General features: G+C 69.1%; 31 protein-coding genes. 23 read left to right on the plus strand and 8 right to left on the minus strand.

The features are described 5' to 3' along the window. Positions 1–53 precede the first annotated feature (53 nt). The 9 genes from MTF69_RS01475 to MTF69_RS01515 all read left to right on the plus strand — a co-directional run bounded on the left by MTF69_RS01475 (position 54) and on the right by MTF69_RS01515 (position 4,098). Positions 54–215 (plus strand): hypothetical protein, encoded by a 162-nt coding sequence (locus tag MTF69_RS01475; protein WP_243329827.1) that lies wholly within the window; start codon positions 54–56, stop codon positions 213–215. After that, complete coding sequence (locus tag MTF69_RS01480; RefSeq protein WP_243329829.1) at positions 212–829, plus strand: hypothetical protein; 618 nt, start codon at positions 212–214, stop codon at positions 827–829. The genes MTF69_RS01475 and MTF69_RS01480 overlap by 4 nt, the downstream gene beginning before the upstream one ends. Beyond that, positions 826–1,266 carry a hypothetical protein gene (locus MTF69_RS01485; RefSeq protein WP_243329831.1) on the plus strand — a complete coding sequence of 147 codons (441 nt, stop codon included), beginning with the start codon at positions 826–828 and terminating at the stop codon, positions 1,264–1,266. Before MTF69_RS01480 ends, MTF69_RS01485 begins: the two co-directional genes overlap by 4 nt. Before the next feature lies 1 nt (position 1,267). Beyond that, positions 1,268–2,050, plus strand: a complete 783-nt coding sequence (locus MTF69_RS01490) for a hypothetical protein (protein WP_243329833.1) — start codon at positions 1,268–1,270, stop codon at positions 2,048–2,050. A 115-nt stretch (positions 2,051–2,165) separates the two neighbouring features. Then, the gene (locus MTF69_RS01495; protein WP_243329834.1) at positions 2,166–2,408 is read left to right on the plus strand and encodes a hypothetical protein; all 243 of its coding nucleotides are present in this window, start codon (positions 2,166–2,168) and stop codon (positions 2,406–2,408) included. Between the two features lie 143 nt (positions 2,409–2,551). Next, positions 2,552–2,908, plus strand: a complete 357-nt coding sequence (locus MTF69_RS01500) for a hypothetical protein (RefSeq protein WP_243329836.1) — start codon at positions 2,552–2,554, stop codon at positions 2,906–2,908. 16 nt (positions 2,909–2,924) lie between these two features. Further along, positions 2,925–3,155 (plus strand): hypothetical protein, encoded by a 231-nt coding sequence (locus MTF69_RS01505; protein ID WP_243329838.1) that lies wholly within the window; start codon positions 2,925–2,927, stop codon positions 3,153–3,155. 168 nt (positions 3,156–3,323) lie between these two features. Then, a complete protein-coding gene (locus MTF69_RS01510) occupies positions 3,324–3,524 on the plus strand; it encodes a hypothetical protein (RefSeq protein ID WP_243329840.1) in 201 nt (66 codons plus the stop codon). Between the two features lie 334 nt (positions 3,525–3,858). After that, positions 3,859–4,098 (plus strand): hypothetical protein, encoded by a 240-nt coding sequence (locus tag MTF69_RS01515; protein ID WP_243329842.1) that lies wholly within the window; start codon positions 3,859–3,861, stop codon positions 4,096–4,098. A 68-nt stretch (positions 4,099–4,166) separates the two neighbouring features. On the opposite strand, the gene MTF69_RS01520 is transcribed toward MTF69_RS01515, so the two are convergent. After that, positions 4,167–5,078, minus strand: coding sequence for a tyrosine-protein phosphatase (locus MTF69_RS01520; RefSeq protein ID WP_243329845.1), 912 nt, complete (start codon positions 5,076–5,078; stop codon positions 4,167–4,169). Between the two features lie 236 nt (positions 5,079–5,314). Here MTF69_RS01520 and MTF69_RS01525 point away from each other — a divergent pair, with 236 nt between their 5' ends. Together MTF69_RS01525 and MTF69_RS01530 are read left to right on the plus strand one after the other, a co-directional pair. Continuing rightward, the gene (locus MTF69_RS01525; RefSeq protein WP_243329846.1) at positions 5,315–6,208 is read left to right on the plus strand and encodes a hypothetical protein; all 894 of its coding nucleotides are present in this window, start codon (positions 5,315–5,317) and stop codon (positions 6,206–6,208) included. Positions 6,209–6,360: 152 nt separating this feature from the next. After that, on the plus strand, positions 6,361–6,582 hold the full coding sequence (locus MTF69_RS01530) for a hypothetical protein (protein WP_243329848.1): 222 nt from the start codon (positions 6,361–6,363) through the stop codon (positions 6,580–6,582). 42 nt (positions 6,583–6,624) lie between these two features. Here the strand turns inward: MTF69_RS01530 and MTF69_RS01535 are convergent, their stop codons facing one another. Together MTF69_RS01535 and MTF69_RS01540 are read right to left on the minus strand one after the other, a co-directional pair. Beyond that, positions 6,625–7,128 (minus strand): GNAT family N-acetyltransferase, encoded by a 504-nt coding sequence (locus MTF69_RS01535; RefSeq protein WP_243329851.1) that lies wholly within the window; start codon positions 7,126–7,128, stop codon positions 6,625–6,627. Further along, positions 7,119–8,360 carry a helix-turn-helix transcriptional regulator gene (locus MTF69_RS01540; RefSeq protein ID WP_243329853.1) on the minus strand — a complete coding sequence of 414 codons (1,242 nt, stop codon included), beginning with the start codon at positions 8,358–8,360 and terminating at the stop codon, positions 7,119–7,121. Before MTF69_RS01540 ends, MTF69_RS01535 begins: the two co-directional genes overlap by 10 nt. 232 nt (positions 8,361–8,592) lie before the next feature. Here MTF69_RS01540 and MTF69_RS01545 point away from each other — a divergent pair, with 232 nt between their 5' ends. Next, the gene (locus MTF69_RS01545; RefSeq protein WP_243329856.1) at positions 8,593–9,159 is read left to right on the plus strand and encodes a hypothetical protein; all 567 of its coding nucleotides are present in this window, start codon (positions 8,593–8,595) and stop codon (positions 9,157–9,159) included. A 1-nt stretch (position 9,160) separates the two neighbouring features. Here MTF69_RS01545 and MTF69_RS01550 read toward each other — a convergent pair whose 3' ends face one another. After that, positions 9,161–9,439, minus strand: coding sequence for a hypothetical protein (locus MTF69_RS01550; protein WP_243329858.1), 279 nt, complete (start codon positions 9,437–9,439; stop codon positions 9,161–9,163). Between the two features lie 94 nt (positions 9,440–9,533). On the opposite strand from MTF69_RS01550, the gene MTF69_RS01555 reads away from it, so the two are divergent. From MTF69_RS01555 to MTF69_RS01585, 7 genes are all read left to right on the plus strand, one after another. Beyond that, a complete protein-coding gene (locus MTF69_RS01555) occupies positions 9,534–9,767 on the plus strand; it encodes a hypothetical protein (RefSeq protein ID WP_243329860.1) in 234 nt (77 codons plus the stop codon). Then, complete coding sequence (locus MTF69_RS01560) at positions 9,764–9,973, plus strand: hypothetical protein (RefSeq protein WP_243329862.1); 210 nt, start codon at positions 9,764–9,766, stop codon at positions 9,971–9,973. The genes MTF69_RS01555 and MTF69_RS01560 overlap by 4 nt, the downstream gene beginning before the upstream one ends. Before the next feature lie 229 nt (positions 9,974–10,202). After that, positions 10,203–10,838: a hypothetical protein gene (locus MTF69_RS01565; RefSeq protein ID WP_243329864.1), complete on the plus strand. Its 636-nt coding sequence runs from the start codon at positions 10,203–10,205 to the stop codon at positions 10,836–10,838. Next, positions 10,838–11,458, plus strand: coding sequence for a hypothetical protein (locus MTF69_RS01570; protein ID WP_243329866.1), 621 nt, complete (start codon positions 10,838–10,840; stop codon positions 11,456–11,458). The genes MTF69_RS01565 and MTF69_RS01570 overlap by 1 nt, the downstream gene beginning before the upstream one ends. 26 nt (positions 11,459–11,484) lie before the next feature. After that, positions 11,485–11,643, plus strand: coding sequence for a hypothetical protein (locus MTF69_RS01575; RefSeq protein WP_243329868.1), 159 nt, complete (start codon positions 11,485–11,487; stop codon positions 11,641–11,643). A 95-nt stretch (positions 11,644–11,738) separates the two neighbouring features. Continuing rightward, entirely contained in the window at positions 11,739–12,914 is a 1,176-nt protein-coding gene (locus tag MTF69_RS01580; RefSeq protein WP_243329870.1) for a YcaO-like family protein, read from the plus strand. After that, positions 12,911–14,275 carry a TfuA-like protein gene (locus tag MTF69_RS01585; protein ID WP_243329871.1) on the plus strand — a complete coding sequence of 455 codons (1,365 nt, stop codon included), beginning with the start codon at positions 12,911–12,913 and terminating at the stop codon, positions 14,273–14,275. Before MTF69_RS01580 ends, MTF69_RS01585 begins: the two co-directional genes overlap by 4 nt. Here the strand turns inward: MTF69_RS01585 and MTF69_RS01590 are convergent. Then, positions 14,194–15,516, minus strand: coding sequence for an MFS transporter (locus MTF69_RS01590; RefSeq protein WP_243330437.1), 1,323 nt, complete (start codon positions 15,514–15,516; stop codon positions 14,194–14,196). The genes MTF69_RS01585 and MTF69_RS01590 overlap by 82 nt on opposite strands. Before the next feature lie 222 nt (positions 15,517–15,738). On the opposite strand from MTF69_RS01590, the gene MTF69_RS01595 reads away from it, so the two are divergent. The 4 genes from MTF69_RS01595 to MTF69_RS01610 all read left to right on the plus strand — a co-directional run bounded on the left by MTF69_RS01595 (position 15,739) and on the right by MTF69_RS01610 (position 19,028). Then, positions 15,739–16,290, plus strand: a complete 552-nt coding sequence (locus MTF69_RS01595; protein WP_243329873.1) for a tetratricopeptide repeat protein — start codon at positions 15,739–15,741, stop codon at positions 16,288–16,290. Then, positions 16,287–16,769, plus strand: a complete 483-nt coding sequence (locus MTF69_RS01600; RefSeq protein ID WP_243329875.1) for an NUDIX domain-containing protein — start codon at positions 16,287–16,289, stop codon at positions 16,767–16,769. The genes MTF69_RS01595 and MTF69_RS01600 overlap by 4 nt, the downstream gene beginning before the upstream one ends. A gap of 307 nt (positions 16,770–17,076) precedes the next feature. Beyond that, the gene (locus tag MTF69_RS01605) at positions 17,077–18,258 is read left to right on the plus strand and encodes a DNA sulfur modification protein DndB (RefSeq protein WP_243329877.1); all 1,182 of its coding nucleotides are present in this window, start codon (positions 17,077–17,079) and stop codon (positions 18,256–18,258) included. Between the two features lie 161 nt (positions 18,259–18,419). Continuing rightward, complete coding sequence (locus MTF69_RS01610; protein ID WP_243329879.1) at positions 18,420–19,028, plus strand: hypothetical protein; 609 nt, start codon at positions 18,420–18,422, stop codon at positions 19,026–19,028. A 39-nt stretch (positions 19,029–19,067) separates the two neighbouring features. Here MTF69_RS01610 and MTF69_RS01615 read toward each other — a convergent pair whose 3' ends face one another. From MTF69_RS01615 to MTF69_RS01625, 3 genes are read right to left on the minus strand one after another with little or no spacing between them, the layout of a single operon-like run. Next, positions 19,068–19,442 (minus strand): hypothetical protein, encoded by a 375-nt coding sequence (locus MTF69_RS01615; protein WP_243329880.1) that lies wholly within the window; start codon positions 19,440–19,442, stop codon positions 19,068–19,070. Continuing rightward, positions 19,443–19,952 carry a hypothetical protein gene (locus MTF69_RS01620; protein WP_243329889.1) on the minus strand — a complete coding sequence of 170 codons (510 nt, stop codon included), beginning with the start codon at positions 19,950–19,952 and terminating at the stop codon, positions 19,443–19,445. It lies immediately after the preceding gene. Further along, positions 19,949–20,374, minus strand: a complete 426-nt coding sequence (locus MTF69_RS01625; RefSeq protein ID WP_243329890.1) for a hypothetical protein — start codon at positions 20,372–20,374, stop codon at positions 19,949–19,951. Before MTF69_RS01625 ends, MTF69_RS01620 begins: the two co-directional genes overlap by 4 nt. Positions 20,375–20,550: the final 176 nt, after the last annotated feature.

Consider the following 20,550-nt stretch of genomic DNA (forward strand, 5'->3'; position numbering starts at 1 on the left):
CTTCCTACGGCCGGCTCGGGGGCGTCCCCTTCGTCCCCGAAAGGACAGACCGAGTGTCCCAGATACTGAGCAAGCGCCGTCGTCCGGCATACCGCGTCACCCGTACGGGCTATGTCCTCCACAGCGTGCCCCGCTGCCCGGTGCACAGCTCTGAGCCCGGCGCCGACGAGATCGCCCTGCGCACCGCACTGGTCCGGATGGGGGTCGGCCGGTGACCGCCCAGGACACCCCCGCCACCGAGGGCCCGGCGGACACCAAGAAGGAGCGGGGGGAGAAGCGGCGCCGCATCCTCTGGTACAGCTTCGCCAAGAACGGTGATCAGGGGGAAGAAGCCCCTGAGATCCCCCAGAAGACCGACACGGAGCAGATGCTCGACGTCCTCACCCGGATCGCCGAGCAGACCGCCCCCACCCCGCCCCCCGTGAAGAAGCAGAAGCTCCCGCACTCCCGGGAGGACGTCTACCAGTGGTGGGCGAGGCTGCCCGCCAAGACCAAGTTCCTACTGCGGCACAGCTCCGCGGTGGCCCTCGGTGGCTGGTCGTACGGCCTGCTCGAAGGAGACTTCTCCGTCGGGCTGCCCCAGACCTTCGGCTACTGGATGCAGGCCGTCGCCGTGTCCTCGCCGTCCCCGTACACCGGGCTCGCCCTGGGCGGCTTCATCGTCCTCGGCATCGCGGTCGTCGGCAGCCGGGTGATGAGCACCGCCGTCCGGTGGCTCGCCTTCTCCCCGTTCCTGCTCGGCGCGGTGCGGTACACGCTGGCGGTCCCGATGTCCTCGGCGGTCTTCGCCGTTCTGATCCACACCACGGCCAAGCAGGGGGCGGCATGAACAGCAGCATGACCATGTCCGGGGCCGAAACCGCCCTCGGCAGCGTCGGGGCCGGCGGCATGGCCGCGATCTTCTTGACGGTGCTGATCCTTGGAATCAAGGGGAAAGGGAAGAAGCGGCTCGCCGCGGTCCCCGCCGTCGTGGTCGGCATCTTCGCCGGAGTCGAATTCGACCGGGCCGGAGACCCCTGGAACACCATCTCGCAGTCCCTGCGGGACATGGTGACCGAGGTCAGCAGCACGGGGGAGTTGGGCGCGATGGGCCCCGGCTTCGCCGCCCTGTTCCTCCTCGCCCTGTTCTTCTACCTCAAGCTGTCCCCGGCGATCGGCGCAATCCTCGGCCTGCTGATGGCGTCCGCGTGGGCGGCGGCCCCCGATTCGCTGTGGCGGGTGCCCCTCAAGCTCGTGGGCACCATCCTCGGCATCGTCGGGGGCTGACGTGTCCGATCCGAAGATCCCCACCCCCCGCGAGTGCGGCCGGGCCACCTGGTGGCTGGTTCGGTACACCGGCCACGTCGTCTTTGTCGAAGGCGCCGAGGTGAAGAACGCGAAGGGCAAGGTGACCGAGGAGTCGACCCGCTCGACCAGGGTCGGTGTCGCCGCCTTTGCCGTGTTCCTGCTGATCATCTTCGGGAAGCGGTATCCCGATCTGTGGCTGTGGGCCGGCGGGGGATTGGCCGTCGTCTGCTTCGGCCTCGCCGCCACCGGCGACTTCACCGTGGAAACCGAGGAGGAGGAAGAAGATCACGGCACCGAGGGCGGCCAAGACCAGGACGAAGATCCCGAAGCCCTGGGGGAGCAGCAGCCAGGACCGTCACCGGCCGAGATGAAGGCGGCAGGGGAGCAGCTCACCCGCAAGATCCTGCGCTACGTCAACATCCACACCTCCGGCGGCACCAAGGGCGTCCACCTCGACAGCCTCGCCGCCCACCTTGATCTCTCGCTGACCGCGCTGCGCGAGCACTGCGAACGCGAGGGCTGGGAGGTCGTCTCCTTCAACATCAAGCGGGGCGGGCAGCAGGCCAACCGGATCGGCGTCCGACGGGACTTTCTCGAACGGCTCTACGGCGCCCCTCTCCCCGCCGTCATCCAACAGCTCGAACGGGACGCCGCTCCCCCGCCCGAGGTGCACACCACCGCTGCCGACCACTTCGCGCACGGGTTGCACATCCTCAGGAACCGCCCCTCCCCCGACACGGTCCCGGACAGGGAGGCCGGATAGAACCGCAGGTCAGACCCCCTACCGCTAGACCTACCTACCCGAACGAACCTCATCCGCAGACCCCTCTCCGCCGGTACCGTGAGCCTTCAACACGACACCGGTGAGGGGGAGTTCGATGGCCTGGCAGTACCGCTGCGGCACCTGCAGGACGGGCTGGGGATGGATGAACAAGCAGGACGCGGACGACCTCCGCACCCGCCACCGCGACGAGCGCCACAGCGGCGGAACTCCCGACGGCGAAGAGCTCACCTCCAACGCCGCCAGCGCCACCGACGACCCCCGCGCCCTCTGGATCACCGGCGCCATCTTCGCCTTCGGCGCCCTCGCCTGGATCTGGCAGCAGATCACCGGCACCTGATCCTCCCCGACCATCTGACCGGCCCCTGGCCGTGACATCCAGGCACCCCTGGAGACTGCGGCCCCCGACCGGCCACCAACCCCCCTGCGCCCACCTGGGCCGGGGGGTTTCCTCATGCCCCCTGACCTAGAAGGAGTTACTCCGTGCACAACACCTACGCCCCGCCGCCCACTCCCGCGCCCGCGCCGCTCAGCAACAAGAGCGCCGCCGCCATCTGCGCCGGACTCGTCGGCACCGCGCTCCTCTTCGTCGGAACCCTCGCCTACGCCAAGGCGGCCGACACGGCCGCCGCCGACCCCTGCGCCCGCACCGACCGCCTCGACCGCGAAGCCCGGACCATTCCCGACACCGCCGACAACATCGCCCGCGCCCTCGACACCCAGACCCTCGCCTACGAGGCGTACGAGGAATGCCGGATCGCCGGCCGGGACGTGTCGCCGTCCACGAGCGCCTGGTTCGAGCTCCAGTACGAGATCCCGAGGCTCAGCACCACCTTCTGACACCGGAAAGGACCCGATGAAGGACTACCAGCGCGACGCCATCCACGACTCGGTCAACACCCTCATCAGCGAGATCAATGACATCACCCACCACCACATCGCGGACGGCTGCTGGGCCGCCGAGCCCGGCACCGACGAGGAGCTGATCGCCGCCGCCGACGAGATCGCCGACCGGATGCTGACCGCCGCCCTGGCCGTGAAGAAGTCCACCACCGCCGCCAAGCGCATCCGCAGGAGGACCCCGTGACCACCCAGCCGACCGAGCCCACAGTGAGCACCTGGCGGTGCGAAGAGCCTGGCTGCCCGGTCAAGTTCCGGTCCGCCAGCCCCGCCCTGCTCAAGCGTCTCGCCGACGCCCACGCCGCCCGACGCCACCGACGACAGCGGGCCCAGGATCGTCCTCGACGAACGTGCGATGGCGAAGATCGCCTTCGAGCACGGCATGTACGACAAGCTGTTCCCGATGCGCCGGGCGCTGGACCCGATGATGCTCAACGCGCTCCTCCTGGACGGGGTCCTGACCGCCGACGACATCAAGGGCGCCATCCTCATCAAGACCGGTCAGCCCCCCGCGTCCCGATCCCCGCACACGACGAAGCCCCCGTGCCAGCTCTAGGGCCAGCGCGGGGGTTTCTGCTGCTACTGGGCCAGCCGAGCATGTGGGGAACAGGCTCGCTCCGGCTAGCTGCCTCGTACCGGCGCAACCGAACACACTCCGTAGCCAAAACGAGCGATCCGATTTTCCGGCCGGCGCTCGCCGCGCTCCGATAAAAGAGCAGGTCACAGGCTCGCGCATGATGTGCGCATTCTCTGCATATCGGGCACTCAAGTGTTACCCAGAGTGAAATGAGCAGGTCAGGGGTTCAGTGCCCCGCAACCCCGCCCCTCCTCGTACTGTCCCCCGCATCGCCAGCCGCCCGGCTGGCAGATCCAACCCGAGGGGGGATCGCATGATCATCGCCGCTGCCTGCGTCACCGGCCTGTTCGTCATCACGGCCGCCTGCATCACCGCCCGCGCCACCATCCGTGCCGCCCGCCTTAACGCGACGCCCAACGCCAGCCAACTCGGGGCCCACCAGGAGAACATGCCCGCCTTCTACGAAATCAGCGGGAAGGCGGTCGTCAACCAGATCAACAACGTCGAGAAGGGCGCCGCCGGAGTCTTCAACGGCCCGGTCACCTTCAACTGACCCAGGAAATCACGAGGCCCCCGCCCCCGGAGTGATCCGGGCCAGGCGGGGGCTTCGTGATTTCCTGATCAGGCGACGACGCGCGAGCGCAGCTTGACCAGGTCGGAGGCGCTGAGGCCAAGGCCGTTGGTCAGGAAGTTGCCGAAGCTGCCGTAGTCGGCGACGGCCTGGTCCCGGAACGCCGCCAGGTACGGACTGCGGACCTCCTGGAGCGGGATGAGCAGATCCGGGTTCTGCATGTACCCGCCGGCCTTGACCTGGTCGCGCAGGGCCTTGTCCGACGCCGCCCGCAGCGAGTTCGACAGCAGATAGTCCTGCTCCGAGGTCGAGGCCGGGACACCGACCGAGCGCAGGATCGTGTCCGCGAGGACACCCGTGCGGTCCTTGCCCGAGGAGCAGTGGAACATGACGGGCTTGGTGGAGTTCGCGACGTTCTTGACCGCGTTGCCGAGCGCAGTGCGGTTCGCCGAGTTCGTCACGAAGCCCTTGTAGAGGGCGATCATCCGCGCCTCCGCGGCACCGTTGCCGAGCTGTGCCTGCTGGTACACAGGGTCCTTGCTGCGGACGACTTGACCGATGAACGCGAACAGGTTCGTGTCGTCCACCGGGAGCGAGACCGAGTTGACCCCGGCCGGAAGCTTGTCCAGCCCATCGGCCTGGCGCTCCGCACTCATCCGCAGGTCGATCACGTCGCCCAGGCCCAGGCCGGCCAGCGCGGTCACCCCGTCCGCCGGAAGCTTCGAGAGCGTCTCGGAGCGGTACACCACACCCCAGCGGGTGCTCTTTCCGTCGTAGGTCGTGTACCCGCCGACGTCGCGGGCGTTGACGAGGCCCGGGACGGTGAGAACCCGACTGGAGCTGGTGGTCGAGGACGACCAGGAGTAGTTGATGGTCGCGGCGTGGGCCGCTACGGGGACCAGCGGGGCGGCGAGGGCCAGGGCGACGGCGGACGCGCTGAGGGCGCGGCGGATTGATCTCACGCGAGGGTTCCTTTCCTGGTGGAGGGGCGGACCGTAGCGCGCGGATCGTGAAAACTGAAGACTCGTCGGGGGAGACAGTTACCCTCGGTAACTCCAGGTCCGGCATGGGATGTTCCACGTGCTGGACCCGTCTGGATTGATCGACGTTCAAGGTCTAACCTTCGCGGGCGCCAGCCGAAAGATCCCTTCTGCCGACGAAGGCCGCCTGCGCGCCCCGGCCCAAACGAGGACCCTCCATGACCACCCCTGAACAGCCGCCCCAGCCCCCGATACCGCCGCAGCCCGCGTACGGTTACCCGCAGCCCGGATGGCCCGCCGCTCCGACCGCACCCCCCGTCGCACCCGCCAAGGGATGGCGCCGCTCCGCGAAGATCGCCGCCGCGGTCACCACCGCAGTCCTGGTCATCGGGGGAACCGTCCTCACCACCTTGGCCCTCACCAACAACCCCGAAACCACCACCACCACGGGCAGCGACAAGGCGAGCGCACCCACCGACTACCGGGCCGACAACCTGAGCGCCGACGAGAAGGCGTTCTTCGACGTCATGTTCAACGAGTCCCGCAACAAGGACGAGCTGTCCAAGAAGACGGCCGCGGAGATAGCCCAGATGGTCACTTTGACCCGCCTGGCATGCGCGCTGCCCGAGGACGAGCGCGCCGACGCCCTCGCGAAGGACAAGCCCCCCACCAACTCCGACACGATCAACAAGGCGTTCAAGGACCACCTGTGCAAGGGAGTCCCGGCGCCCCTGGAGACGCAGGCCGAGCCCACCAAGGAAGACCCGTCGCAGGGCCACACCGGTGACGTGGTCATCACCAAGGCCGGGAACAAGCCGGAATACGGCATCAAGAAGTACGAGGCCACCTACAAGATCACCAACTCCGGCACCCAGGCCGCCAGCTACTGGATCAAGTTCGAGGCATACGACAAGGACGGCGACTTCCTCGGAGAAAGCCACGCGTCGGCCAAGCGCCTCGGAGTCGGCAAGTCCGAGACCGGCGACGTCACCTTCTACGACCACACCATCAAGGAGCAGGACCCCGCCGTCATCGCCTCCGTGAAGGTCAAGGAAGTCACGTACTGCGACGGGACCTCCACCAACTACATGTGCGCCTCGTTCAACAACTGACCACCCAGACCGCCTGGCCGAACACAGCAGAAGCCCTCGCCTCGGCACCGAGCCGGCCAGCGGGGGCTTTCGCCGTTTCCAGGGTCGGATGGCGCTGGCCCAGGTGGGCGCATATTTTCGAAGGTGCACCACCACGACCCGGGAGGACCCGTATGCCCACGACGCTGTACCCGCGCCGGCCGATCGGGATCGCGATCCCCACCGCCCCCGCCGTCGCCATGCTCGATGGCTGCGGGCGCTGGACGCTCCTCACCCGCTGCCCGCTGTGCAACTGCCAGCACATGCACCCCGCGGGGACCGGCGACGAGCCGAAGTACGGACTGCGCCGTCCCCTTTGCCGGACGGGCATCGTCTACTGGGCCATGCCGATGTGAGCCCCCGGACCCTGCCCCGGTACCGTCGTCCGGCCGCGTAGGTCAAAGCGTCTTGACCATCACCGCGCACACGGGGGAGTCGTCGGAGGGATTGGTCTCGCCCCGCTTCTCATAGCCCCACTTCTCATACAGGGCTTGCACCCTGGGGTGCGTGGAGTCGACGAGGAGCGTCACGAAGTCGACGTCGAACGACTGGACCAGCGCGTCATGTATCCGCTGCGCCCGCCCGGTGCCCTGCCACTGAGGCAGCACCATCAGCTCGGACAGGGCGAGGATTCGGCCGATCACGCCCCTGGGCCGGTCTGCTCCCAACCACCAGCCGCCCGGCTTGAACCTCGAACCGTACGCGTACCCGACCGGGCCGCCGTCCTCCCACCCCGAGACACAGCTCCAGTCCTCGCGCCCTGACCACTTGTCGACGAAGTACGAGAACCGCTCGCGCGAGGTGAACGGGTCGGGATCGTTGGCGTACACCTCGTCGTGGATGTCCAGGAGCAAGGAACGGACGTCAGGTGCGTCGGCGTGCGTGTACCACTTCAAGTCCATTGGCGTGACTCCTCGATCCAGCTCACGACCTCGGGCGCCTTCGTGCCCGTGGCCTCGATGACTTGGCGCGTTACGGCCAAAGTGTTGGTTGTGCGCTGCGACCCGGACGACGGCAGCAGCATCCCGTACGCCCGAGTTCCGGTTGCGCAGGCCAGTTCCACCTCACCCTGCCTCGCCTGGGCCAGGGACAGGTGCGCCGTGAAGAGCGCCCTGTTGCGGACCATGTCGTCAGGGAGCGTGCCGAGGGTGCGGTGAAGGCATGACTCGGCACGCTCGTGCTCACCGAGCGCCGTCCAGACGTACGAGGACAGGGCGTCGAACTCGGCCGGGCTGTAGAAAGCGATCCACCCCGATGGCTGCCCGCTCCGCACCCGACCGAAGGCGGTCTCCGCGAGGTTCATGGCTCGGAGCGAGTACGCGGGCTGGTGCAGCCTGGCCAAGGCGTTGGCGTGCCGCATGTGCCCCAGCGATGCGTACAGCGGGTCACGCCGGGCCACCGACGAGTGCTTCATCACCTCCGCGCCGGACGCCGCCTCGGCGTGGTTCTCCCGCATGCTGGAGGTGAGCATCAGGTGATCCCAGACCCGGTACATGGTCTCGCCGTCACGCGCGAGGCCCGCGAGGGTGAGGGCCTTGTCGAGGTGGGCGCGTGCACGCTGCGGAGCGCGTGCGTCGATCGCGGCGAAGGCCGCCAAGCACGTTACGTCGGACGCGAGCCGGTACATCTGACGTCGAATACGGTCCGAGGCGCCACCGCCGGCGAACGACGACTGAACACGCGCCGATAGCTCGACGGCCTTGTTCTCAATCTGCCGCGTTCCGCCGACCCGTGAATCGTCGCGCAGCAGGTCGGTGTACTCCTGGTGGAACCGGTCGGCGTCGGACTGCCCCAGCCGCAAGGAGCGTGCAGGGAGGACAACAGCGGCGGCAGTTCCGGTCGCTGCGAGAAGCAAGGTACGTCGGCGCAATGGGTCCTCCGCTTGTGCTGCGGAACGTGGTGGAGCGAACCCTAAATCCGCCACGGGGCGTCCGAATACCTCCTCCAGCGCGATGCAGGTCCGGCCGATCGGCCGCCGGGTGGCGCCGTTCAGCAGGTTCCTCACGGTGCGTGCGGAGACTTCGCCTGGTCTGCCGGTGAGCTTGTGGAGCGCGGTGTTCATCTGACGTGCCAATTCGTCCTGCTTGAGGCCCAGTTCAGCCATCTGGGCCTTGAGGACGGCGTTCACTCCCATGCGACAGAAAGTAGCCGCACGGGCACTGTCCGAACCACCCTCCGGGTAATGCAGGCGCAAAGTTTTCCGGTCGGCTGCGAGCAACTCGGTGGCAATCCTTCCTGTTCGCCGACGCCCGACGCTCGTTGAATGGTCACCACGCCGCCTCCGCAGGGCGGTCCTCCTGGCCCCGCCGCTGTCGACTCCCTTCGTGGCGGGGCCGGGCACCACCTCATCAAAGGAGCGCACCGAGATGAGCACCATGCCCACCCCTGCCCAGGCCGCCGACAAGGCGAAGAAGATCCTGGCCGCGATCGAGGCCGACCCCGAGTTCGCCGCGTTCGAAGCCGCGACGCTGGAGTACTCCTCCGACTGGCAGTGCTTCACCGGCTTCCCGGTCATCGAGCGCTGGAACTTGGACGAGGACAAAGCACCGTTGTTCACCGAGGGCCTGCGCGCGCTCGCCCTCAAGGCCGCCGTCTTCGACCTCACCGGCGACGAGCACCTGGCCGAGGTCGCCGTCGCGGTGCCGGTCGACGAGATGACGCACGCGATGATCGCGCAGCCCCAGTTGTTCGCCCGGATCGCCGACCGGACGGGCTTCGCGCTCATCCACCAGACCGACCAGGAGCACACCGACTACACCGACGGGGACTTCACCCACCTCGCCTACCGCCTCGCGTGGGGCGAGCCCCCGGCCCGGTACTGGCTCCCGAAGAACGAGGTCGACCGGCGGGTGCAGATCCTCACCGCGCGGTACGCCAGCATCGGAATGGACCGCGCCGGCCGCGAGCACGACATCGACTTCGCCGCCGCGTAGGTCAACGCGACAGGGACCACCATCGCCTTCGCGGCGGCTCCTGCTCGACAACGACCCGTTCGGGCGGCGGCGCAATCCGGTCCGGCTCGACCCCGATCTTGTCCGGGTGCACGCAGGCCGGAGTCCCGTCCGAGGTGTAACGGTGGCCGTCGGCCGGGTTGAACGGGCACTCGCGCGAAGGCCGGTCGTAGACGACGAAGGCTTCCCTCGGCAGCCGCAGCGAGGGACAGATCCCGCACGCCGGATGATCGCTGTCCTCAGTGATGAACGGCTCAGCCATCCCCGCACGATACCCCCGAGCAGCAGGCCGCGCCCCCGTCCCCGAGAACGCATCCGCGGCCCGCTACACCCCCTCTGACGGCAGGAGCGCAGCCATGAACGAGCCCCTCCCTCACCGAACCCCCCTGGCCCGACAGCTCGAAGACCAGCCCGACGAGGGCATTCCGTGGGATGCCTTCGCTGTCGAGTCCGACGTCGCCGGGGTGTACGGCCAGCCGTCCCCGGCCCTGATGGCGAGGGCGAAACGCGGCTGGCGCAACCTCGGCTACCTGCATGCCGGTATCGACCCGGTCGACGCGGACAGCACCGCGGAGGGAGGCCCGGCATGAGCAGGCTGCCCGGCTGGCTCCGCGAGGGCGCCCGCGTCCTGGACCCCGCCAAGGACCGTGAGGGAATCGTGCAGTTCATCGGCGAGTACGAGGACCCCTACACCCGCCGCGTCACCGCCAGCGCCGTCTTCCTGCGCCCCGAGGGCGGCGGCAAGGAGTGGATCGTGCCGGACCATCAGGCCCTGCGCCAGGCCGACGCCCGCTAAAGGCTTCCTGCCCCGCACTCCTACGGCCCGGGGCGGGCGCATCATCCGCAGACTCCTCTCCGAACCTGACCAGGCAGTCGGCACGGAGAGGACCGGCTCCGGGGACATGTCTGGGGACGTGATCCCCGGCGCCACCCACGCACCATGCGAACGAAGCATCACGGCACGACTGAGCGCTTCGAAATGACAGCGCCGCCATCCATGAACCTTCGCGCACAAGGAGCACACGATGGACACCGGTCAATCCACCGCACAGCTTCCGGCCCGAGTCGCGTGGGACGAAGCCGGCACCGTCATCGTGCCGAACGTCCTGGGGAACACCCGCTTCGAGGACATCGTCGCCGAGGCACACGAACGCGTCGAACTCGTCACGCCGCACATCCACGAGCACACCGCCGCACACCGCGACGGGTCCTTCGCCTCGCCCGTCCACTGCGGCTTCATCCCGCCGGGCCGCACCCTGGAGGGGCTGGCCTTCGACAAGGAGCTCCTGGCCGCCCTCCGCGAAGCCACCGGCATCCCGCGCCTGATCCCCCGCGGCGGCGCTGTCGTCCTGTACGAGGAGGGCGACTTCCAGGGCATCCACACCGACTCGGTGAAGTCCACCGTCACCGTCTCGATCGCCCTCACCGAGACCCTCGCGCCGATGGGCTGGGCGCCGCACCTGCGCAACGCCTTCGGCGACCAGCTCGGCCAAGTCGTCGCCGATCACGGCATGTTCCCGGACGGGGACGGCTTCACCACCCTGGAGCACCCCTTCGCGGACGGCAGCGTGCGCGCATTCGCCGGATACCACGTGCCGCACTGGCGCGCGCCGGCCAAGAAGCGGGCCATGCTCGCCACGATGTCCTTCATGGACCTGTGATGGGGTCCGCGCTGCGCCGGACGTGGCTCGCCGAAGGCCGGGCCGAGGTTCCGGAGGACGTCGTCGAGGCCGCCCTGTGGGACGAGATCGCCGTCGAGACCGAACGGTGCGAGCCGCACGCGGCGGTCCGGCACAACCAGCGGCCCGGCCTCCTCGCGATGCGCGACGGGTCGATCACCTCGCCGCAGCTCTGCAAGGTCCACCCCGGCGGCACGGCGCTGAACGCGCTGGCCATGTCCAAGGGCCTGGCCGAGGTCGCGTGCGAGGCCACCGGCCGCTCCCGCATGACGCCGATCCGGTACGGGCTCAAGTACTACCAGCCCGGCGACTACATGCACGTCCACCGCGATGACGGCAAGTGCGAGATCACGTTCTCGTGCGGCCTCACGCCCGGCCTCGCCGCGATGCACTGGCTGCCCAAACTGCGCTTCCTCACGACCGAGCAGGTCGTCGACCGGCTGGCCGACACCCCATACCCCGACGGTGGCGAGGAGTTCCCGATCCGCCACCGCGTCCTCACCGGATTCGACGGAAGCCGAATCCCCCACTGGCGTACCCCGCTCGACTCCCAGTCGCGCGAGGTGCTGATCACCATCTGCTTCACCGACCTCTCGGTGTAGCAGCCGCCCAACCACAAGGAGGAACGATGTCCAAGATCGAAGCCACCACCAAGGCGGTGGACCCGGCCGAGTTCGTGGCCGAACTGCACTCCGAGGGCAACCTGCCGCAGAACTCCGGCGGCGACCCGGCCGTGCCCGACTCCGCCTTCCCCGACACCCACACCTACCAGCAGCCCACCGTCTGACCCAGGCCACGGCCTGAGCGCGCCCGGTCGCTGGAAGCTCCCTTCCCTGGGGGTCTCCGGCGGCCGGGCGCCGTCGTCCCAGCAGGAGGCGAATCATGCGCAAGACGTACTTCGACGGCACGCACCGCACCCGCCACCCCGCGGACACATGGACCCGCGTCCGTCCCCTTCTTGCCCGCTACGGCATCACCCGCATCGCGGACGTCACCGGCCTGGACGACATCGGCATCCCCGTCACCATGGCCGTCCGCCCTCTGGCGCGCACTCTCTCCGTCGCCCAGGGCAAGGGAGCCAACTTCGATGCGGCCCGGGTCTCCGGCGCGATGGAGGCCATCGAGGCATGGCACGCCGAACGCGCCCTTCCGCCGGTCACCGCCCACCAGAAGCCGTCCGAAAGCATGCGTCTGCCCTACCCGGTGACCACACTCGAAGCCCACCCCGGCAGCCTCCTCACCCACCAGACACGCCTGGACTGGATCACCGGCCGCTCCCTCACGGACGGAAGCCCCGTCCCCGTACCGGCAGCCGCCGTCAGGATCGGCCGCGAAGCGCACGCCGACTGGCGGATGCACCTGCCCAGCTCCTCCACCAACGGCCTCGCCTCCGGCAACACCCCCGAAGAGGCCATCGTCCACGCGCTGGGCGAAGTGATCGAACGGGACACCATCAGCGCCCTGGCCGACGGCCACCCTCACGCCCACGCGCAGCTCATCGACCCGTGGAGCGTGGACGACCCGCAGTGCTCCCACCTCATCGGGCGCCTCATCGCGGCAGGCGCCTGGTTCGAGTTGTGGCATCTACCCACCCGCTTCGGAGTGCCGGTCATGGCCTGCTACCTGTGGCGCGAGGACCAGCCCGCCGTCATCGTGTCTGGCTCCGGCGCCCACCTGGACCCCCGCGTGGCGCTCTCCAGGGCGATCACCGAGGCCGCCCAGTCCCGCCTCACCCTCATTGCCGGAACCCGCGAAGACGTTGCACCCGTCGCCTACCGGCCCGGCGTCCACCAGGGCCCCAAAGCCTCCGAGACCCCGTGCACCGCGTGGCCCCGGATCACCGACGCCTACCGGCTCACCTTCGACTCCCACGGCGCCGAAGCGGCCCACCTCACGACAGTCATCACCGTGGCGACCGGCATCCCTCCCATCGCCATCGACCTCACTTCCGGCATCCACGCCCGCGAGGAGTTCGCCGTGGTCAAAGTGCTCGCCCCGCACCTGCGCTACGACTCCCGCCACACCATCCCCCGCCCCGGCCGTCAGGAGCAGCCGTGACCGTGCACGTATTCACCGGCCCCACCATTCCCGCCGACGACGTCCACCACCTCCTTCCCGATGCCGTATGTCACCCGCCGGTCAGCCACGGGGACCTTCTCCGGCTCGGCCTCGCCCGCACCGACATCGCCCTGATCATCGACGGCCTCTGGCACCAGACCGCCCCTATCCGCCATAAAGAACTTCTCGCAGTCATGGCGACCGGCGTGCGGGTCGTCGGCGCCGCGAGCATGGGCGCACTGCGCGCGGCAGAACTCGCCCCGTACGGCATGCTCGGCGTCGGACGCGTTTACGAGAGCTATGCATCCGGCGCCCTGGAAGCCGATGACGAAGTAGCCGTTCTCCACACCCCCGAGGGCCACAAAATCACCGAGGCCCTGGTGAACATGCGCACCGCCATCGACCGCGCGACGACAGCCGGCCGACTCGGCAGGACCGACGCCCAGGCCCTGCTGGAACTCGCCCGCTCCCTGCCCTACACCCGCCGAACCTGGAAGGCCCTCGGCTACGCCGCCGAGGAAGCCAGCCTGACGTGCGCCTTCGACGCCGTGAACTCCTGGCGCCAGACACACCCCTACGACCTCAAGCGCGCGGACGCGGAGGAAGCACTGGCCATACTGCTCCGCGGCCTTCCGGCGCCGGCCCGGACCGCGCCTTGGCGGGGAGAACGGTGGCAGACCAGCTTCGTCCGCTACTGGACCGCGGCCTTCCAGCCCGACCGCACCGGCATCCCGCTCCTCGCGCTCCTCCAACATCAGCAGCTCTACGACCCCAGGTTCCCGGCCCGCTGGCGCCAGCGGGTGCTTGCGAACATCGGCCGCGAGCACAGCGGACTGCCGGAAGAGGCCGCTCTCACTGCTGCCCGCGAGGCCGGGACCAGCACCACCGACCTTTCACCAGCGCAGCGCGCCCACTGGTTCACGTCCGACGAGGAGCGACTCCTCGACCCAGGCGAGGGGCTACGCCGCATCATGGTCCGGTCCGCCCGCCTCGACGGCGCATGGACCGTGTGGCCCGCAACCCACGCCGAGGCTCTTCCCCTGCTGGACACCGACTTGGACACCGAGCAGAGAGTGGCGCACGCGTTCCGCGTCAACGACGCCGCGCAGGCCAACAATCCTCGACACACCCCCGCACATCTGGACGCCGGGCGCATCACCACGCACCTTCTGTCCCACTGGGGCCTTCCGACCGACGCCGACCAGGAAACCCGAGATGCCGCGGCCCGCGACCGGGCGTTCCGCGACTTTGTCGGCGCCGTGGAAACCTGCCGCGCCTACTACCTCGGCGCCCGCGCCGCCGAAGTCACGAGCGATCCGTCGGCGCCCTCCGGCACCGGCGCGGTGATGCTTCGAACCTGAGCCAGCGCCAGCGGCACCACCGCGGCGCACACGATCAGCAACGCCCCGGCCGCCAGCGTTCCGCGCAGCCCGAGCACCGCGACCAGCGGTCCGACGGCCGCGTAGCCGATCGGCACTGGAAGCAACTGACCCAGCGTCGAGTAGGAGGTCGTCCGGCTGAGACGGTCGGCGGGGATCCGGGCCTGCACCACCGACGCCCACGACGTCATGCTCACCGCCAGCCCGGCCCCGGCCAGCGCCGCAGCCACCACCACAACCGGCAGCGGGGCCCGCACCGCCATCGCGGCCAGCGGCAGCGACATCCCCCCGGTGCCCGCGCACACCACCACACCGACGAGCCGCGGCTTCCACATCAGTGACATGGCCGCTCCGGCGATCAGACCGCCGGTGAACCCGGAAACGACCACGCCCCAAAGGGCCGGTCCGCCGAGGAACCGCTCCCCGTACACCGGGCCCAGCGCCTGATAGCCGACCAGCCACGCGGGAACGATCACGGAGCCCTGGATGACCATGACCCACAGCCAGCGCCGCGACCAGAAGTCACGCCACCCGTCGCGGAGGTCGGCGACGAACCCGGTCTTCACCTTCACCCGGCCGGAGGTCAGGCCGATCCTCGCGCAGAGGACGGCGGCCACCGCGAAGGTCAGCGCGTCCCAGCCGATCACCCACGCAGGCCCGGCGACCGCGACCAGGAAGCCGCCGAGCGCAGGGCCGCCGACCTTCACCGTGTTCTGCCCGATCTTCAACAAGGCGTTCGCGGTGTGGCGCATCTCGGCGGGAACCACATCGACCACCACTCCGCCGGCCGCAGGCGTGAAGAACGCCGAAGCCGCCCCGCACACCATGGACATCGCGGCCAGGTGCCAGACGCGCGCATGTCCGCTCCACAACAACAGAGCAGCCAGGCTCTCGGCCACGCAGCAGACGACGTTGGCCCACACCATCACCCGGGCCCGCGACCAGCGGTCGGCCACAACGCCGCCGATGAGCAGGAGAAGGATCTGGGGGATCATGCCCGCCGCGAGTACCAGGCCGAGGGCTCCGGGGCCTCCGTCGATATGGAAGACCGCGAACGCCAAGCCGATCGGGGCCACGGCTGACCCGGTCCACGACAGCATCCGCGCGAAGAAATGCATCCGGTACGGCTGGATCGACAGCGGGACCGCGGCCTGCCGTGCACGGGCTTTCCAACCAATCCGAGGAACCGCATCCGACTGTCCCCGACGCCCTGCACCGCGCACGTACCGCAAGATCAAACTCCGCCCAGGAAACACGAAGTCCCGGCAGCAGAACGCCGCCGGGAACCTCGACTCACCCTAGGACAACTCCAAGATCATGTGTCCCCGACGCCACTACCGACCCCGGCGTCACCCATTCGAGAAGAGCACTGCCATACCCGCCCCGGCCATCGCGCATCATTCATCTCCGGCGACCGGAACGGGAACCGAACAAGGGAGGCACGAGTGCTCCAGCACCTCATCGCGCAAGACGGGGACCTGCGCATGGTCCCCACCGACCGGGACCAGTTGACCGCCGCCGTGGAGAAGATCCGCGAGGAGCTGCTGGCGCTTCCCGAAGGGACGGACGGCGACCGGGCTCGGGACCTGACCCGGTGGACCGGCATCGGCCTGATGACCCTGGGCCACCACGACGACGCACGCGTGTTCCTGCGGCAGGCGCTCGACCTGGCCGCCGCCAGCGGCAACACCCGGGCCGTCATCGCCGCCGAACTCAACCTCGCCGACGCGTACCGCTACGCCGGTGAGGCGCAGGCCGCGGACGCGTTCTATCGCAGGGCCCTGGACGGCGCCCGAGGCCAGCACCCGGAGCTCGTCGACTTCGCCCTCCAGCACCTGGGCAAGCACCTCATGGAACAAGGCGACCTCGCGACGGCCCGCGCCCACCTACAGGAAGCGCTGCGACTGCGGATCACCGAGGGTGATGCCGGGCTGATCGAATCCACCCAGGCCGCACTCGACCGCGTCGAACTGCTGACGAAGGAGACCACCGCATGACATCTGCCCCCGTTCCCGCCCGGGTACCGCATCACCTCGACGTCCACGTCCTTCTGTACGGCGCCGACGGCTCCGTCCTCTTCGGCCGGCGCCGCGGAAAGCCCGTCTGGCAAGGCTACTTCCAGCTCCCCTCGGGGCGTCTGGATCCCGGGGAGCCTCTGAGGGCAGGGGCGGCGCGGGAGCTGAAAGAGGAGACCGGCGTCACCGTCGTACCGGAGGCGCTGGACATGGTCCACGTAGTCCACCACCGCAGCCCCTACGGCACCGACCGGGCCGGCTTCTTCTTCGCCGCGCGCGAGTGGACCGGAACCGTGGTCAACACCGAGCCCGAGCTGTGCGAGGGATGGGAATGGCGGGCGCCGGGCACCCGTCCCGAGCCGCTCGCGCCCTACCTGGTCCAGGCCCTTGAGCACGTGGCGCAGGGACTCAGGTACTCCGAATTCGGGTGGACGGACACCTCGGACCGCCGCATGCCGTAGTCCCTGCGCGAGGCGCCGACGGCTCTCAGGCCCCCGCCCCCGCGGCGGGGGCTTCGGCATGTCCGGCCGGCGTGATACCTACGCACCCCAGCACCTCCGCTACGCAGGAAACCAAACCCCCTACGCCGGAAAGTGACATGCGCTACGCAAGGCCGCCAGACCCGCTACGCAAGAACTTAGCGTCTCAGAATGCGAGTTGATGGGTTGTCATACAACTATGAGCCGTAGTAGCTTCTTCATCAGCACCTGACGAACCGACAGGCCCCACCTGGGGTCTGCGACTGCGTGCCCACCGGGAGGACCCGACATGCCCAAGATCCACATACCCGTCATCGGCTACACGCAGGGCGGCCGGCAGATGATGACCACCGCCATGTCCGCGGTCGACCTCGTCTCCATGGTCACCAAGCCGAAGGCGTGGGACCCGGCCACGACCTCGGAGCACGGCAACCGCGCCCGCGACACCCCGCACATGCTGGGCATCGTGAACTACCTGGAGACCGTGCCGAAGTACGTCATCGGCTGCGCCGTCGTCTACCTCACCTCGAAGGAAGCGAGCTTCGAGCCCACCACGGTCCCCAACGTGACCACCGAGAACGACGCCGCACAGTTCGGCGTCCTCAGCATCGACATCGGCGCCCGCTTCGACATCGGCGACGGCCAGCACCGCATCGGCGCCTACGAGAAGATCGTCCAGAGCCGCGACGAAGACGACCCCCTCATCCAGAACCTCCGCAGCGCCGGGCAGCCCCTGATCATCGTCATCGAGGACGACCCGAAGTCCCGCGCCCAGGACTTCGCCGACCTCCAGCGCAACGTGAAGCCGCCCACGGCCTCCCTCGGCCAGTCCATGGACCGCCGCCAGCCCATCAACAACGAGCTCTCCGATCTCTTCACCACCGTCCCGCTCCTCGTCGACCGCGTCGAGTACAGCAAGGACAACCCCGGCAAGCTCTCCGCGAAGCTGTTCAGCTTCAAGACCATCCGCTACGTCTCCGGCCTGCTCCTCGTCGGCAACGGCTACCGTTCCCCGGCCACCATGGACAAGGCCGTCAACGCCTGCTTCGAGGGCGAAGCCAACGCCGAGAAGGCCCGCAAGACACTCAAGGACTTCTGGACCACCCTCGGTGAGCTCGTCCGCTTCGCCGACGTCATCGACGAGGACGTCCCCGTCCCCGAGCTGCGCGAGGCCACCTACCTCACCTCCGCGGGCGTCCTCTACGCCATCGCCTACGCCGTCCACCAGACGATCCAGACCTACGACATCACCACCCCCGGCGCGGTCCGCGCCCTGGACGACGTCAGCTTCGACCGCGCCCCCAAGGACGGCAACGGCGACCTCGTGCTCCCGGTGACGGCCGAGCACACCATCTTCGCCGGCACCCTGATCAACGCGCAGAACGGCAAGCTGGAGGCTGGCCGTACCGCCTGGGAGGGCGCGGGGATGGTCCTGTACAAGCACATCAAGGAGACCCTCGCCACCGACTGATCCGCGCCCCGCACGGCACGGCCCCGCCCCCCTACACCGGGAGCGGGGCCACCGCCTTATCCGGACCCAACGAGAGGAAACCCGTGCACATACCTGCCGACAACCACCACATATGCTCCGTCTGCGGAACTAAGACTCAGAAAACCCCCGGCCGACACGAGATGGGCCCGCACAACACCCCCGGAAATGAGAAGTGCCCGGCTTCGGGGACGCTCTCCAGCGCAGACCGAACACGGCTCTTCATAGCGGCCCTCGAACGAGGCGAAGTTCCTTCCCTGCCCGTCCCCGTACGCAGCTCGTTCGGAAGCCCGCTGGCACTGGCGCCCTGGTTCCCCCGCTGGGACGGCAACGCCTACCCGTCCATCGCGCTCTTCGCCCGCCGGCGCATGGCCTACTGGCTCCCGGAGACGACCAGCACGGACCACGAAGAGAAGATCCGGGATCTGCTCGGCAAGCGGGTCCGCCCCCGGTGGGAATCGGAGTACAAGTGCTGGACCGTGGCCGATACCCACTTCCTCGTACTCGCATTCGAACTCCTGCGGCGCTACCCGAAGCTGTCGATCGGGCGCGAGTACAACCCGCACGAGAAGTGCGTTTGGCGGTGCCGGAACGCCGAGGGCCCCCTGTGCACCTGCTCCTGCCAGGCCCGCAACCACGCCGGGGGGCGGTGGAAGGACGGCTGGAACATCCTGTCCGAGGACACCCGCGTCATCGACCGCAGCAGCTGGAGCTGGATGGCCGTCGAGACCAAGACCCCCGAGACCCTCTGACAGTCGCAGTACCCCGACGGGGCCGCCGCACCGGCCCCATCACCACCACGGCCGCGCCGGTCGCGAAGGCGCCGATCGGGTGCCCAGCCCGTACCGCACCATCCTCTGCTCGCGCGACTCCACCGGGCCCTGCTCCGGCTCAGGCGCCAGCATCTGCGGCTGCTTCGCCCGCGCGTCCTCCACCATCCGCTGCTGCCGCATCTTGATGTCCCGCGCGTGCGCGCGGTCCCACTCGGTCCAGTCGCTCTCCGGCTTGGCCATGGCCTCGGCCATCCGCTGCTCATCGGCGGCCACCGCCTCGTCGTAGCGCTGCCGCTGCTGGTCGTTCCCGAAGTCGACGACGACCGGCACGTCCAGGGCCGGGTCCGGCCTCTCCGCCGACGCCTCCGGCTTACGCCGCCACGGTGCCCTCATCTACGCCTCCTCCTCCGCCACGATGGTGACCTCGTTCTCCGGGTCGACGCCCGGTGGCGGCCCCGGCTTCACCGGACGTAGGCCGTCCGGCGCGATCACGGTCCCGTTGTCCTTGGGCATCCCGTTCGGGTAGCGCTCAACCGGCGGCGCCGGCCAGTTCCTGGTGCCTGTCATCGCCGCCTGCGCCAGCCCCATCAGGAACGGCGTGCGACCCTGCTCCACGTCGTCCCACACCGGCGGCAGCTCCTCGGACGCCCGCAGGCCAGCAGGGACCGACCTCTCGGCCGCCTCCCGCCGGGACCGCACCTCGGACAGGGTCGACGTGCCCTGGTCGCTCATCCACGCCCGCTCGGCCGGGTCGGGCGGAAGCTGCAACCCCTCGCGGGGGTCGTAGTAGAACTGCTCGGCCTCGTTCTGTTCCTGCGAGCCCGGCGGGTTCTGCTTGAGCCAGTAGGCGGCCTTCCATTCCCGCAGCAGCTTCTTCCGCCGCGACGCCCGATGCTCGCTCACAGGATGTCCGGCAGGGCCCGCCGCATCCGCTGCGCGGCCTCCCGGCTCAGGCTCTGTTGCGCCGCGCCGGCCAGCTTGGACTCCCAGAACCCGCCGCCCGAGGTGGTGTTCGCGCTGGCGGTGTAGTCGGCATAGGTCTCTCGCACCCCGCTGTACGCGGCGTTGTCCTCGCGCACCGCGCCGGGCCCGCGCACCAGCGCCGCCCTCTGCCGGGCCTCGTCCACGGTCGGGGAGTCGGTCAAGTAGACGGCGTTGCCCCGGGGCAGGGACCGGCCGCCGAACGCCTCGGGGGCCACCGACTGCACGAACGCACCCCGGTCGTGGGCCTCCGTCTGCGTGTTCCACGTCCCGCGCTGGCTGGAGTAGAGCTGCCACGCGAGCTGAGCGTGCGCGTTGCCGTCGTAGTACGCCTCGCGGTGCATCCGACGAACCTCGGCCTGCTGTGCACGGACGTTATCGATGGTGGGGGCTACACATTCGTCGCCCTGGTACATGAGGACTCCCGAATACGGCGGAATAGATTCACACCAATTGTCCCTTTATCATGAAGCTGGACGCTAACCCTCTACTCCACTCGTGACCGCTCGATCATCGGACC

The organism is Streptomyces sp. AP-93 (assembly GCF_022808175.1).
Lineage (GTDB): Bacteria > Actinomycetota > Actinomycetes > Streptomycetales > Streptomycetaceae > Streptomyces.